The organism is Metabacillus arenae (assembly GCF_014773385.1).
Classification (GTDB): Bacteria; Bacillota; Bacilli; order Bacillales; family Bacillaceae; genus Metabacillus_D; species Metabacillus_D arenae.
In genome coordinates this window covers 1-14,663 of sequence record NZ_JACXAI010000045.1, presented here as the reverse complement: position 1 = coordinate 14,663, position 14,663 = coordinate 1, and the positions used below count along the sequence as shown (strand labels likewise).

The window sequence follows — 14,663 nt, the reverse complement described above, 5'->3', positions numbered from 1 at the left end:
TTATGGCATAACAATTATCTCTTTTCATTTAATAATTTTTTGTAATTCATGGGTGCATTTTCAATATTGGGCTTCTTCTCAAATTGAATTCCTTTTAAAAGCAAGCATGCACCAACTAATACTACAATTGCTGCTTCTATCAAAGCAGCATTATAATCACGGGTGAATGATGATAAAATCCCCGCAATTGTTGGTCCAATCATTTGGCCAAAAGCATAGATAGCTGTAAGATAGCCAATGATTCGATTACTATTGGAAGGACTCATTTGGCGTGCCAATGTTGTGGTAAGTGTAGTAATACCCATAAACGTGGCTCCAAAAAATATTGCACTTATTACAAGACCGGTTTGGGACATCCAGAGGACAGGCATTGCAATACCGACGGACTGTATAGTCATTGCAAACACTAAACACTTAACGTACCCCCATTTTTTAGCCAGAGATGACCAAATGATACATGATGGAAATGCAGCTAATCCTACAACCATCCAAACTAAAGTAGCATCGCCACCAAAGCTTGAGGTCTTTTCAGCAATAGATACGATAAACGTACCTGTTACGATGTAACCTAATCCTTCCAAGCCGTAGGCTGCAATCAGCCAAGGGAACCATTTGACTGGAGGGACCTGTGTGAAAAATTCTTGTTTACTCTTTCGCTCACGAATGATAGGGGAATCTTTGAGCCATATCCACACTATGAAAGCAAAGAATACACTTACGACAGCCAATCCTATCCAAGCGCCTTCCCACTTTAATGATTGGTTTAAACCCGGAATGATCAGGCCGGTTAAAAAGATTCCAAGGCCTACCCCTCCGTAGAGAAAGCCTGACCAATTTGTCTTGTCCCTGGCAGCAAGTTTATCTAACACGATGCTAGAGGCTAAAACAAACACGAAGGCACTGGTGAATCCAGAAAGAAAACGAAGTATATACCAAAGTACATAAGAATGAGATAGACCCATGCAGGCAGTGGTTAAGATATTGATGGTCAGACTTAATCTTAAGGAAAGCGTTCTGTGCTGCCTCAAAGGGATGACCCCTGCTAAAATTGCTCCAAGCAAATATCCTGCGTAATTGCTTGTGGCAATGTAACCTGCTATTGCATCTGAAAAAGAGAGATCTTTTTGCATAAGCGGAAGAATAGGAGTATAGGCAAACCTCCCAATTCCCATAGCAATGATTAAAGAAAAGATTCCCCCTATTAAAAAGAGAAATGGTTGTTTAGTCAAACCCTCAACTCCTTTGAAAGATTACTTATATGTATCATATTCCTTTTTTGTTATATGGTATAATACAGAAACTAGATGCTTGCCATCTGTTATTGAGATAGCAAAAAAGAAGATATACAAATAAAGGGAGATGTCTTATGGATTTACATGCTTTAAAGGTTTTTCAGTCCGTTGCGGAAATGGGGAGTATTTCAGGGGCAGCACGGGAGCTGAATTATGCACAATCAAATATCACCACTAAAATTCAACAGTTAGAAACTCAGCTTCAAACAACTCTGTTTTATCGACATAATCGTGGCATTATCTTAACAGCTAAAGGGAATTTGTTACTGACATACGCTGAAAAAATTTTTCAACTTATAGAAGAGACTAGTAAAGTGATGAAAGATGATCAGACACCAAAAGGCCCTTTGATTATAGGATCTATGGAAACAACTGCTGCAGTTCGCTTACCGCCGCTACTTACAAAATACCATCACGATTATCCTGAAGTAGACCTAACTTTAAAAACAGGGCCAACTATACAAAATATCCAGGGAGTTCTCAATTATGAATTAGATGGAGCCTTTGTAGCCGGGCCTATTGATCATCCTGAACTGATTCAGAAAACAGTAATAGAAGAGGAATTGGTGCTCATCACAGATACGATTCATCCGTCTTTGTCATCTATCAAAGATATTCAGACTCGGACTCTGCTTGTATTTCGTCCTGGATGTACCTATCGGATAAATCTCGAGCAATGGATGCACCAAGAAGGGGTATTTCCTAATAAAATTATGGAATTTGGCACACTTGAAGCAATCCTTGGCTGTGTATCTGCTGGTCTAGGCGTCAGTCTGCTCCCTATTTCTGTCATCCAAAAGCACGTAGAAGATGGAAACATTAGATATCATCAAATTCCTGGCCCATATGGAAAGGTAAGAACAGTATTCATCTACCGAAAAGATACATTTATGCCTACATCTTTAATAAAATTCATAGAAATGTTTAGTGATGAGAGAAGTGTTTTAAGGTCATCTATTACTATTTGAATATTAATTGAGATATTTGCGAAAACTTTTTCTTAAGAACATTACCTGCTTATATAAGCTTCCTGTTTTGTTGATTATCTCAATAAATTTGTCAGTCAGACTTCAAGATCTATTCACTTTCTCTGTAATTCTTGATCCTGTATTTTTAACGAGTTGTTCGACCGAAGTTCTGTTTTCAACAAGGTGTGGTGTTTTAGCTCCAACAATGGAAAGAGAAGCAATTACCACCCCTGTTTTATCGAAAATAGGTACTGCCATACTTACAGCTCCATCTATTGGATCATCAATACTGACAGAAATGCCGCTCTTCTTTACATTCTCTAATTCCTTCAAATATGTTTCTTCGTCAACAATCGATTTAGATCCATATTTCTTTAATGGTTGTTCTTTCATATATTCTTTAACTTTAGACACATCCACATGAGCTAAAAAGACCTTTCCAAAATTTCCGTAAGTAAGGGGTAAAGTTTGTCCGGCTTTAGAGAATATACGAAGTTCTTTTGTTCCTTCAACGGTTTCAATAATAAGGATCTGCTCCCCATCCAGAATAGCTAATTGTACAGTATCTCCAATAACGTTTCGTAACTCCTCCATGTCTTCGAAAGCTAAATTCCTTAATTCGTTTTGACTTTTTAGTTTGACGCTAAGTTCTAGAATTTTATAACCTAATGAATACTTTTTAGAAATAGGATCTTGTTTTACAAAACCTCGATTTTCAAGGGTTTGTAGTGTGCGGTGTAACGTACTTTTCGTAACATTAAGTTGTTCCCCAAGTTCCCTGATACTTCTTTCACTTTTATTACTTAATAGCAATAGAAGATCTATTGCATTATCTACAGCAGCGATTCGTGAAATTGGTTTATTGGTTTCAGACATTCTGACTTCCTCCTTTAAAGCGACTACCAGACTGGTAAGGAAAATACATTTACTCAAATTTAAGCACAACCGGCATTTTCTCGCAAATCCATTAGAAATGATGGTACAGCAATATAAAAGGGCCGAATCAAAAGAGTCAGCCCCAAAATTGTATTAAGATTCTATGGTTTCATGCTTAGAAGCAAATTCCTTATATTTACTCATCAGTTCTTTTGCAAGCTCAAAACTCTCTTCTGGTTTGAAGGAGGCATGATCAAAACCAAGCATCTCTTTTAAAATTCTATAGGTATAATCAGAGTACACCACCGTACCATCATCTTTGACATGGTCAATACCATCTTTCTTCGCAGATTCTTCATTTATTTTGATAGCTTCTTCCAGTGAAATTTCCTCCGGAAGGGCGAGTTCTGCTCCTTTGTTGCTAAGAATGATTGGATACCCCCCAGGCAAACCCTTCGGTGAAGGTGAATGCGTGAATATCCCTGATGGATTCATCAATGCGTACATATTTTTAATTGTTGAACTGGCAGATACTGTTGTGAATTCCGTTCCAGGCGGATATAACTTAATGGCATCCCATAATAGTTGATCGGTATCAAACTGATTGGTTACGTCTCTATCATTAACCATAACCTTAATAAAGTAAGGGGACTTTTTATATTCTGCTTCTCTAGGATAAACCCACCATTGATGATGAGCCACAAGGTAGATTCTTACTAAATCTGTTGGGACCTGTAAATGATTAGAAACAAAAACTTTTACAGCTGGTTCAATTAATTCAACGTTTCCAATACCTATTGTAGGGGCAAGGCCGACTTTAGCCAAAACGGGATTAACCAAATCCGACAATGCTGTATTAATTACATGTGGATTCAATCCGGATTTTTTAACTGCCAGCATTAAATGGTATGCAAGTGCTAATTGGCAAGGCAACCAAGCTCCTAAGCTTGCAGCACTAAGCCTTTCGTACACTTCTTTTGGCAGTTTACGAATAGTGTGCCAGGTTTGTAAAACCGCACAGTTAATTATAACCTCCGGATTTTCGTCTTCAATCACACGGGCGGTTGCTTCTACATCTAATAAATCCACTTTTTTAAAGGAAACCTTTGGATAGAGTCTTAGGATGGAAGCCCCGCTAAGAGCATTATGAACCCTTTTTTGCCCCACTTCCGCTTTAATATCACATACAACCAATTCTGGGCATTTCGGGTCTCTGACTAAAAATTCTAAAATATGACTGCCTACCTCACCAGACCCAAAAAGGAGTACTTTACTCATTTATAAAACCCTCCGTTTATTTTGGGACAGTGTCCCTTTTTTATGATTGTAAAGGTTCTCTATAGAAATTTCAGCTACAATATTTTTAATTCATAAAAAGAGAGGCCAATGTTATTTTAGTTTTCATGTTGTTTTAATAGTGTTAATACCGTGTAACTGAAAACAGTCAAAATATCTTGATATCGAGTCTTCGAGAAGCCTGGAAAAGATATGAATCTGATAAAAAGATTAGCTAAAAAGAGCGTAGTCAATTTGCGCTCTTTCTCGTTAGTTAAGAAAGTTTAAGTTAATTAAAGTATTAACGTTTTAATGAGTGCTATGATTGTCCAGCTCCGAGCGCCATCGGCTCGAGGTCTCAGGGTCAATCCGTCAAGAAGGTTAAAGAACAACCTTCATGCCGGCTCGCCTTGTGCTTGTCGCCGATAGGCGGGCGCTCTGCGCTTTTCGTTCTTAGGGCAATATTCTGGATTTAGACGGTACATCTTGAATTTAAAGTCATGCCATTAAAGGGCAGGTTAGCTGAAGAAGTATACTTGATGATAAAAGAATAAAACAAATGCCATTATGTCAAAGATAAAAATTGACAGGACACCAAAAGGTGTCTTATAATAAAGACACCTTTTGGTGTCCGATTTATAAAGGGGGGGTGATTTTGAGCGAGAAAAATCAAGAGCGTGATGTTTATGTAGCTATTGCTGACCCAACAAGGCGTAAATTGCTACGTTTGTTGGCAGATGCAGAAGAGTTACCACTTCACGAATTAACCGCACAATTTCAAATGGGGCGTACCGCTGTTTCTAAACATTTGGCTATCCTTAAAGAAGCTGGTCTAGTTGCTGACCGTAAAGTTGGCAGAGAAACAAGGTATCGACTAATTGCAGCTCCGCTGCAGGAAGTTAAAGATTGGGTATCCTTTTACGAGAAATTTTGGAAGGAAAAAGTGGACCTTTTAAAAATTTTATTAGAGGAGGAATAAATAATGGCAGAATTTTCTTTGGATTTTCAGTTTACAAGCTCAATCAATAAGGTGTGGAACGCATTAACAGATTCGGATACTCTTGCAAAATGGGTAATGGAAAATAACTTTAAACCAATCGTAGGACATAAATGTCAATTCCGAAATGAGCAGTGGAATTTAATTGTAGATTGTGAAGTATTAGTAGTAGATGAGCCTTTTAAGTTATCTTACACTTGGGTAGGTGGTCCGATAAACACTATAGTCACATGGACATTGAAGCAAGAGGATGGAATAACCTACTTACACCTTGAACAAACTGGATTCGAAAAAGAAGATCAAGCTTTCAATGGTGCGAAATATGGTTGGGCGAATATGATTGAAGAACTAAAAAAAATGTTAGAGAAAATGTAAGAACCTCTGAACCTGTTTTTTAGTTTAGCTAACGAAGAAGGAAAAGCAAACGGCTCAGTATAGGACTGAGCCGTTTGCTTTGAAAGACTAAATTTTGTGAATTTAGAGGATATCAATATGAAAATACATCAATTAATTGCCAACAATAGTAACTGTATAGATGCCATCTTGCCGGAAGCTCGAGCAAGCTTGCCAAGTGGGGCATGGAAAATGATTCAAGGCTGATGTATATTCAAGGAAAGTCAAAAAGTGACAGAAAGAATTAGAGAATGATCATTCTTGGCTGTCAGTTGATTGAAAAACTGGAGAGAGGGTGTTCTGATGACAAATAGTAGAAAGAATCGTAAGGTTGATGGATTTTTAAGAAAAGCCAAAAAGTGGAAGGGAGAATTTGAGACGTTGAGAAATATCGTTCTTGACTGTGAGCTGACCGAAGATATTAAGTGGATGCATCCTTGTTACATGTTTGAGAACAAAAACATCGTTTTAATACATGGATTTAAAGAATATTGCGCGCTTTTGTTTCACAAAGGTGCCTTGTTACAGGATCCCCATGGGATTCTAATCCAACAAACGGAGAATGTACAGGCGGCGCGCCAGATTCGGTTCACCAATGTTCAAGAAATAGTTGAAATGGAAACCATCTTGAAAGCCTATATTTATGAAGCCATTGAAGTTGAAAAAGCTGGTTTGGAAGTGAATTTTAAAAAGAGTACAGAATTCATCATTCCTGAAGAACTTCAAACTAAATTCGATGAGAACCCTGCCTTGAAAACTGCTTTCGAAGCATTGACGCCGGGACGACAAAGAGGCTATATTTTTCATTTTTCTGCACCAAAACAATCCAAAACTCGAGTGTCAAGGGTTGAAAAATGTATGCAGAAAATTCTGAGTGGAAAGGGATTAAATGATTAGTATATTTGATGAGAAAATAAAATAATCAAACTTTATAATATTACTCACTATGCGTTCATTCGAACTCTTTTTTGGATTGCAGATAAGACTTAATCAAATAATTTAAAATGGAAAAAAACAAAAAAGTGCTCCTTAGACTATAAGCAAACTACCGTGTAACAGGCTTACACATTACTTAAAAAAAGAAAAATACTGCACACAATAATGTACCCTTTGGCTTTTGCTGAAAGGTCCTTTTTTCTTGAACTAAATATGTGGTTTTAAAAACGTATGATGGAAAGTAACCTTTCAATATCAATTTCTATTGTTTTCAAAAATGGGATATGGTATATTAACACCGTAACTTATTAAAGTTCTTTAATAAGTTTATTTTTTTAGGTGGTGAATCTAGTGGATGAGTTATTCCCTACTCCAAAATCTATGAAGAAGGTGATCCTTCGTGGTATTCGTACAACTCTTTTAGAACTTGGAAGTGCAACAAAAGTTGAACTCAGCCATACATTAGGAATTAGTTTCCCTACAATAAGTAAGTTCCTAGCACAGATGGAGAAGGATGGGGAAATTATTTTAGTTGGTTTAGATGATTCTAGTGGTGGGAGAAGAGCAAAAAGATATAGATACAATCCTGAGCATATGTTAGGTCTGGCAATATTTCTAGAGAGAACAGAAACGAATTATACAATTTTTAATTGTATAGGAGAAGTAAAGGAACAGGGAAAAGCACCGAGTGTATTAATAGATGATGGTTTAAATTTATTAACTACGTGCATTGAGAATATAATGACTAAATATCCGAAAATCAGTTCTATGGCAATTGGCGTTCCTGGTTCGGTTGATAATGGCCGGATTTTTTATATACCAGGATATGAGCAGTTTCAAAATTTTGATTTAAAAGGATACTATGAGAATCATTTTTCTATACCTGTCGTAGTAGAGAACGATATGAATGCTGCTGTTCTTGGATATCACAATAATCGGGGAATTAATGACAAGCAATCCCTTATATATTTGTATTCTGGTCAAAATGGCCCGGGCGCAGGAATTATGATCAATGGAGATGTGGTGAGGGGAAGTACTTTTTTCTCAGGAGAGGTTTCATTCGTCCCTCAGTATAATGACCGAAATTTTCGCCAAGCTTTGGAAAACGGAAGTGGACCTAAAAAAGCAGCTATCCGTGATGGTTATGAGATTGATGCAATTAGCAGGTTAGTCGCCTCGTTTGTAGCTATCATTAATCCTCATACCATTATTTTTTGTATGGATGAAGTTGAAAAAGCAATATTAGACAAAATTACCATAGGCAGCTCAAAATATATCCCGTCAGAACATCTTCCAGAGCTTACAATGAGTGATTGGAAACAAGACTATTTATTTGGATTACAAAGTCTGTGCCTTGATCTCATGATCGATGGATAAACAGCAATTCTGTTTTTATATAAAAAAAATCACATTTATTAATAATCACCTAAATCAAAGGTAGATATTAGTTAAGTCAAACATTAAATATCATAATAGTGAAAAGAAATTTGAATCTTATTTTCTAACTTTTGACTCGGGCTTCGATTAGAGATTATGCGTAAGGCAGGTATTGATAAGCAGAATCGGGGTGATAAAATTGGTTGGGCTCATATAGCCATCTCCTTGGGAAGCAGGGAGTCCGTTAATCAAATGACAGCCAGATTAAAAAATAATGGTTATCCTCTTATTAGTGGTCCTCGTATCACTGGAGACAGGTATTATGAGAGTGTAATAGAAGACCCTGAAGGAAATCTTATAGAGTTGACTATATAACGCAAGGGTCATAAAGGTAAATTTCGAAAATTATATTCGTTGTCAGGTAACTTATTAAAGAAATTTAATAAGTTTTTATTTCTAAACTTTTTAAATTTCTTTAATAAGTTTGTTATAAGGAGGTAACTCAAGATGGATTACAAAGTCTTGGACTTGATCTCATGATGAATGGAACAAGCAGGTAAAACAAATCGGAAAGTACTATTGACCTTAAATAATTAAAGGAGAGGTTTAAATATGACAATATTCCTTTTAGTCATCATTTATTTGGCTTTTATCAGCTTAGGTTTACCTGATTCTTTGTTGGGGGCAGCGTGGCCCGTGATGCAATCGGACTATGGGGCTCCACTTGAGACTGCTGGATTTCTTTTTATGACGATTGCAGGAGGTACAATTATCTCCAGTTTAGTTAGCGGAAAGGTACTTAAACAGTTCGGAACTGGCAAAGTAACATGTGTCAGCGTTTTAATGACTGCTGGTGCTTTACTAGGATTTCATTTTGCTCCATCGGTTGTTTGGTTAATTGTATGTGCTATCCCACTTGGATTAGGAGCAGGAGCTGTTGATGCAGGATTAAACGATTATGTTGCTACACATTATAAGGCACATCATATGAGTTGGTTACATTGTTTTTGGGGAGTTGGAGCTACTCTTGGTCCTATCATTATGGCTCAGTTTATTTCGGAGGAAAATTCTTGGAGAAATGGATATTTTGTTATTTCTGGCATTCAGTTTGCGTTAGTTATAATCCTTCTCTTCACTTTGCCTTTATGGAACAGAGTGAAAAAAAACAGCAATATTCCTTTAAATGAAGAGACCGAAGATTCAAAAAGTGTAATTAATGACGTAGAAGCTAAAGATGTAAAACCTTTACAAATTAAAGGAGTTAATCTGGCTCTGGCATCTTTCTTGTTTTATTGTGGGGTTGAAGCAACAGTGGGTCTTTGGGGAAGCAGCTTTCTGGTAAATGTCAAGGAGTTACCCGTAGCGGCTGCTGCAGGGTGGGTTTCCTTCTATTACGGAGGAATAACAATTGGTAGACTTATTACAGGCTTTATTACCTTTAAAATGAGTAACCGTACTCTCATTCGGATGGGTCAGATAATAGCATTAGCTGGTGCTGCACTTCTACTATTACCATTGCCGTCCACTTTCTCGCTTGTAGGTTTTATTATGATTGGATTAGGATTAGCACCGATATTTCCGTGTATGTTGCATGAAACACCAACACGTTTTGGGAAGAAGCATTCCCAGACAATTATGGGCTATCAAATGGCTGTTGCCTATACAGGCAGTACATTCATGCCACCTCTTCTTGGTTTCATTGCATCTCATTCAACAATAGGAATCTTCCCATTTTGTCTTGTTGTTTTTGTCGCAGCAATGCTCCTAAGTTCAGAAAAATTAAATGCGTTCCTGACAAAGAAGGATTTATTAAAGAGGAAAGATACAAGCTCAGGCAGCAATTTAATCATGTAGGGATTCAATAGATAACAAAGTTGCTTATTTATACATCAAAGGAAAATATAGTAGGAGTGATTTAATATGAAAACTGAAAAAGAGAAAATGTCAGCTGGAGAAATGTATAATCCTGCCGACCCTGAATTAGTAAAAGACCGTAAAAATGCAAGAGGAAAGGTTAGAATATTTAATCAAACTTTAGAAACTGAAGGTGAAAAACGTACTCAATTATTAAAAGAATTATTTGGTTCAACTGGAGAAAACGTATATATGGAACCAAATATCAGAGTTGATTATGGCTACAACATATTTGTAGGAGAGAATTTTTTTGCAAATTTTGATTGTGTCATACTGGATGTTTGTGAAGTAAGATTTGGAGATAATTGTATGCTTGCACCTGGTGTACATATCTATACAGCAACTCATCCACTTGATCCCACTGAACGCAATTCAGGAAGAGAATATGCAAAACCTATTACATTTGGTAACAATGTATGGATTGGCGGTAGGGCAGTAATAAACCCAGGAGTAACGATAGGAGACAATGTGGTTATTGCGTCAGGTGCAGTAGTTACTAAAGATGTACCAGACAACGTTGTAGTTGGTGGTAATCCTGCAAAAATACTTAAACACATCATGCAATAATATCAAGCGCTTAGGAGGAATTGTTGAAACAGGATTTAAAGCCGCAAGGGAATTGCAGCTTTGAAATAAGGTTTAATAAAAAGGATGTTGTTTAGCCTTATTTAGAAGCAAACAAAGAGTATTCATTTTGAAAAAAGATTGATCAGAATGAATTCTCTTATCAGTAATCTTTTTATAAAAAAGTTTGATCATTTCTGTAATCCATCTTCAAGAAACACCACCCTATAAATTATAGTGTAGTTTTTTACATTATTGTGACTGAAAAATGAAATAGAACAATGGAAGAATAAGCCGCCGAGATCATCTTGGTGGCCTATCTTAAATCAACTTGAAATCACGTTTGATTCAATTTTTTCTCGAAAATATTAAATTGTAGATCTGCTACATTTTTTATAAACTCTTTATCATGTGATACAAATACGATTGTACCTTCATATGCAGATATAAACCGTTCTAATGCTTCAACGGCATCGATATCCAAAAAATTGGTCGGTTCGTCTAACAATAAAATGTTATATTCCCCTAAGAACAGCTGACAAAGTTGGAGGCGAATCGCTTCTCCGCCACTTAATGCCTTCACACTTTTTAGGATATCTGTACCGACAAACTGCATCGAATGTAAAACGCTTCTTAAAAATACTTCATCATATTCTGAACGGTTTTTCACGAATTGCAATACCGTTTCATCACTTGTAAATTGATAACTCATTTGACGGAAGTAACCAATTTTTGCTTTTGGGGAAATGGTTAAACCTGCACCATTATTCGCAATATGGTGAAGTAATGTACTTTTACCACTTCCATTGGTACCCGTAATTGCTATTTTTTTACCGAGTGGCAGCTGGAAACTCACTTCATATAATAATACTTTGTTCTCTATTTGGAGAGTGAGTCGGTCGGCCATAATTGGCAACTTATTATGCAATTTCAAAGCTTTAGATAGGTGGAAAACAATTGGCCTTTCTCCTTTTACAGCTTCGACTTCCTGAAGCTTTTCCATTCGATGCTCAATTGCTTTTGCTGCGCGTTGTACGGCTTTTTGGCTCGTTCCTTTCGATTTCGTCATAAACGACTTGTTCGGTATGGCATTCGCTTCTTTTTTTGACATGCGCCCTGCTTGAGCAACTTTTTCAGCCTTTTTCATTTTTTCATGTGCTGCTTTTTCGAGCCGGCTCTTTTCTTTTAGGAACTGTTGATGAGCTTGACTCTGTTGTTCACGTTCTAACTGCTTTTGTGCCATGTATTCGCTGTAATTCCCTGAATAAACACGGACCTTGCCTTCATGTACTTCCCAAATCGTTGTGACTAGTTCGTCTAGTAGAGCTCGGTCATGACTAATTAATAGAAGCGCTCCATAGTAAAACTTAAGTTCATCAAGTAAAAACGAAATACCTTCTTGATCCAAGTGTGTTGTCGGCTCGTCAATTAGTAAAGCTTCGTAATAATGCGTAAACAATTGTGCGAGCTTCATTCTTGTTTGTTCCCCACCACTTAACTGATTAGAGTCTTTTGGTACGTCTAATTTTCCAAGTAACGCTGGATCCGCTTCTGTAGCTGTTGGAGCTTCAAGTTGCTCAAAATAACCGCACTCTACGTGACGATGCACTTTTCCATTTGCTGGTCGAATAATACCCGCCAGTAACTTTATTAATGAACTTTTCCCTGCACCGTTTTTCCCGACGATACCGATTCGGTCAAATTGATGTACTGCTAACCGTTCAATCTTTAATACTTCATTATCTAAATAGGTCACTTCGACATTTTCTAATTCAAAACATATTTGTTCCATATTTGCTACCTCCCGAAATATTGTGATTTCGTATCGATAGCTAGGATCGATACGAGCGTAATTTCACGCTCGCATTAAAAAAATAATAAGAATTGCACGGACTTTCCCCTCTCCCTCCTACTTCGTCTTCATAGCCACAATTGCATTTAGAATAATTAAAATACCTGTTATAGAAAATAGCGCTGTTACACTTGTTAACTCAATTATTACTCCAGCTAGCGCGTATCCAATTGGTGTCGCAAGAAGTGATAGACTTGTAACAAAACTAAATACTCGCCCAAGTAAATGTGGCTCAATTTCCGTTTGGATATAGGCATAGAATGGTGCTGAAAATAATGGACCAGATAAACCCACTAAACCACACAGTACAACAAATACATAAATTAGCGATGGTGTAAGAAACCCAGAAAAGAATAAAGCAACGCCCATCAACATCATCCCTGCTGCCATTATTTTCACTTTATCAAAACGATCCCCTAATACACCTATTATCGAACCTCCAGCTATTAATCCAATGGCAAAGACAATCTCGACTAACCCTGCTTCTACAACACCTTTTTCAAAATGGTTGCGTGTCATAAGTGGAAGGTAAGTGCCAAGAGGGATGTAAAGAATAGCTACGATGGTCATGACGATTGTTAACTTCAACAAGACGGGATGCTTTACAATCGCATGATACCCTTCTTTCATTTCAACAATAAAGTTGCTAGCTCCCGTTTCTTCTGTTCTTGGCACGCTTGGAATGTGAATAAATAGTAAAACGCTGCTAGCTATAACAGCACCTAAAACATCTAACAATAACACCCATTCAAGCGAGCTAACTGCAAGTAACGACATTCCTACTGCTGGTCCTGCAATATTTGACACTGAACTTACCGTATGTCCCCAGCCCGCAACCTTTGTGAGATGCTCTTCAGGTGCAAGCAGTGGTATTGAAGCTTGCAATGCCGGCATATGAAAGGCAGTTGCAAGTGAACGACCGACTAAAACGAGCAAGACTAATGCGATACTTGGCTCACTAAAATACATCGATGTAAATAAGAGTAAACTCCCTAGAGCAACAGTCATATCTGCTAGAATCATCATCATTTTACGAGAGTAACGATCCGTCAATGTTCCAGCGAATGGTCCAACCAATGCTTGCGGTAAAAACCCAGCCAACCCTGCCAGTGTTAATACAAGTGGTGAACCTGTTGTATCTGTTAACCACCAAATAATACTAAATTGGACAGCCGCACTACTCAGTAATGAAAAGAACTGCCCTGAATATATTGCAAAAAATTTTCGTTTCCAATTTTCCATTTTTATCGATACCTCCTAAAATTTGCGTATCGATTCTTCACCGATACGAGCTGAAAACTGAAGCTCGTATTAATAGAAAAGTAACATCATCATGTAAAATCCTCCAATCATTTTAAAAAATAAAAAATCACAGACGATCTGCCTGTGATTCTGAGTAAAGGGAAGATGACCCATCCTTTTTAGATTAGGGTTATGCTAAGGTAGCTGTCACCAAAAGAACCTCCCTTTTGCTAAAAACAAATGAAGGGAAATTACACAAAAATAAAGAAAGGCAGAACGATCCGCCTTTCTTCACATTACATAATTGTATTTGAAATGAAGATTATTAAAAAAGGACAGACTAATCCCGTTTACTCTGCATAGACAAACAGAGTCTTTGAACATATTCAATTACTGGTTCAAAGTTGGGAAACGTAGTCTCATGGAATGTGTCATTTTTTAATAATCCTCCTTATAATTTAAAAGTACAGTGATTATTATAGAGTGCCTTTTTGAAAAAGTCAAAGGGAATTTAACTTCTTCCATTAACTTGCTTCGAACAACAGGATTTTTATCAAATTTTATTTCAAAACCACAGGAACTGCCAATTACAAACCAATGGTTTTGCAATTGGCAGTTTTATTTATAATATCAGAATTTATATGTTATCTCATTATTGGCGGTTTAAAAACAATATATGGAATCTGTACACTACTTAGTTTTGATGATTTATGTCGAATAATCGATATTTTGAAATTTTCGAAGATAAGTCTGCCGATTTCGTAGATAAATTTCAGATTTCGAAGATATAAGGGGAAAAATCGAAGATAAGTAAACGATCGGTGGGTGATCAAGAGCAAAGAGCTATTTGTTATGGAATGAACAAACAGAAATCGATTGAAATATGGCCAAAATGAAGTGAGCACCCTAAAGAACTAGTTAAAGAGTATAGAAAAAAATCAGCTCTTTCGCTGTTTTCATTAATTCTCACCTCCGAT

13 protein-coding genes and 1 pseudogene are annotated in these 14,663 nt (G+C 36.9%); 8 read left to right on the top strand and 6 right to left on the bottom strand.

The window, feature by feature from the left end:
• Positions 1–14 precede the first annotated feature (14 nt).
• Positions 15–1,229: a YbfB/YjiJ family MFS transporter gene (locus IC621_RS23430; RefSeq protein WP_191162028.1), complete on the bottom strand. Its 1,215-nt coding sequence runs from the start codon at positions 1,227–1,229 to the stop codon at positions 15–17.
• Positions 1,230–1,366: 137 nt separating this feature from the next.
• Between IC621_RS23430 and IC621_RS23425 the strand changes: the two genes are divergently transcribed.
• Positions 1,367–2,260 carry a LysR family transcriptional regulator gene (locus IC621_RS23425; RefSeq protein WP_191162026.1) on the top strand — a complete coding sequence of 298 codons (894 nt, stop codon included), beginning with the start codon at positions 1,367–1,369 and terminating at the stop codon, positions 2,258–2,260.
• Positions 2,261–2,362: 102 nt separating this feature from the next.
• Here the strand turns inward: IC621_RS23425 and IC621_RS23420 are convergent, their stop codons facing one another.
• Together IC621_RS23420 and IC621_RS23415 are read right to left on the bottom strand one after the other, a co-directional pair.
• Positions 2,363–3,136: an IclR family transcriptional regulator gene (locus IC621_RS23420; RefSeq protein WP_191162024.1), complete on the bottom strand. Its 774-nt coding sequence runs from the start codon at positions 3,134–3,136 to the stop codon at positions 2,363–2,365.
• Between the two features lie 153 nt (positions 3,137–3,289).
• The gene (locus IC621_RS23415; protein WP_191162023.1) at positions 3,290–4,414 is read right to left on the bottom strand and encodes a saccharopine dehydrogenase NADP-binding domain-containing protein; all 1,125 of its coding nucleotides are present in this window, start codon (positions 4,412–4,414) and stop codon (positions 3,290–3,292) included.
• Positions 4,415–5,066: 652 nt separating this feature from the next.
• Between IC621_RS23415 and IC621_RS26695 the strand changes: the two genes are divergently transcribed.
• From IC621_RS26695 to IC621_RS23385, 7 genes and pseudogenes are all read left to right on the top strand, one after another.
• Positions 5,067–5,390 carry an ArsR/SmtB family transcription factor gene (locus IC621_RS26695; protein ID WP_224752765.1) on the top strand — a complete coding sequence of 108 codons (324 nt, stop codon included), beginning with the start codon at positions 5,067–5,069 and terminating at the stop codon, positions 5,388–5,390.
• Between the two features lie 3 nt (positions 5,391–5,393).
• On the top strand, positions 5,394–5,783 hold the full coding sequence (locus tag IC621_RS26690) for an SRPBCC family protein (RefSeq protein WP_224752764.1): 390 nt from the start codon (positions 5,394–5,396) through the stop codon (positions 5,781–5,783).
• Between the two features lie 321 nt (positions 5,784–6,104).
• A complete protein-coding gene (locus tag IC621_RS23405; RefSeq protein WP_191162020.1) occupies positions 6,105–6,698 on the top strand; it encodes a YdeI/OmpD-associated family protein in 594 nt (197 codons plus the stop codon).
• A 390-nt stretch (positions 6,699–7,088) separates the two neighbouring features.
• The gene (locus IC621_RS23400; RefSeq protein ID WP_191162018.1) at positions 7,089–8,114 is read left to right on the top strand and encodes an ROK family transcriptional regulator; all 1,026 of its coding nucleotides are present in this window, start codon (positions 7,089–7,091) and stop codon (positions 8,112–8,114) included.
• 73 nt (positions 8,115–8,187) lie between these two features.
• A pseudogene (locus tag IC621_RS23395) lies at positions 8,188–8,489 on the top strand (VOC family protein); the annotation flags it as partial.
• Positions 8,490–8,726: 237 nt separating this feature from the next.
• Positions 8,727–9,968: an MFS transporter gene (locus IC621_RS23390; protein ID WP_191162016.1), complete on the top strand. Its 1,242-nt coding sequence runs from the start codon at positions 8,727–8,729 to the stop codon at positions 9,966–9,968.
• A 66-nt stretch (positions 9,969–10,034) separates the two neighbouring features.
• Entirely contained in the window at positions 10,035–10,595 is a 561-nt protein-coding gene (locus IC621_RS23385) for a maltose acetyltransferase domain-containing protein (protein WP_191162013.1), read from the top strand.
• A 334-nt stretch (positions 10,596–10,929) separates the two neighbouring features.
• Here IC621_RS23385 and IC621_RS23380 read toward each other — a convergent pair whose 3' ends face one another.
• From IC621_RS23380 to IC621_RS27290, 3 genes are all read right to left on the bottom strand, one after another.
• Positions 10,930–12,384 (bottom strand): Msr family ABC-F type ribosomal protection protein, encoded by a 1,455-nt coding sequence (locus tag IC621_RS23380; RefSeq protein ID WP_191162011.1) that lies wholly within the window; start codon positions 12,382–12,384, stop codon positions 10,930–10,932.
• A 117-nt stretch (positions 12,385–12,501) separates the two neighbouring features.
• A complete protein-coding gene (locus IC621_RS23375) occupies positions 12,502–13,686 on the bottom strand; it encodes an MFS transporter (protein ID WP_191162009.1) in 1,185 nt (394 codons plus the stop codon).
• A 390-nt stretch (positions 13,687–14,076) separates the two neighbouring features.
• Positions 14,077–14,121, bottom strand: coding sequence for an erythromycin resistance leader peptide (locus IC621_RS27290; RefSeq protein WP_105980607.1), 45 nt, complete (start codon positions 14,119–14,121; stop codon positions 14,077–14,079).
• Positions 14,122–14,663 lie beyond the last annotated feature (542 nt).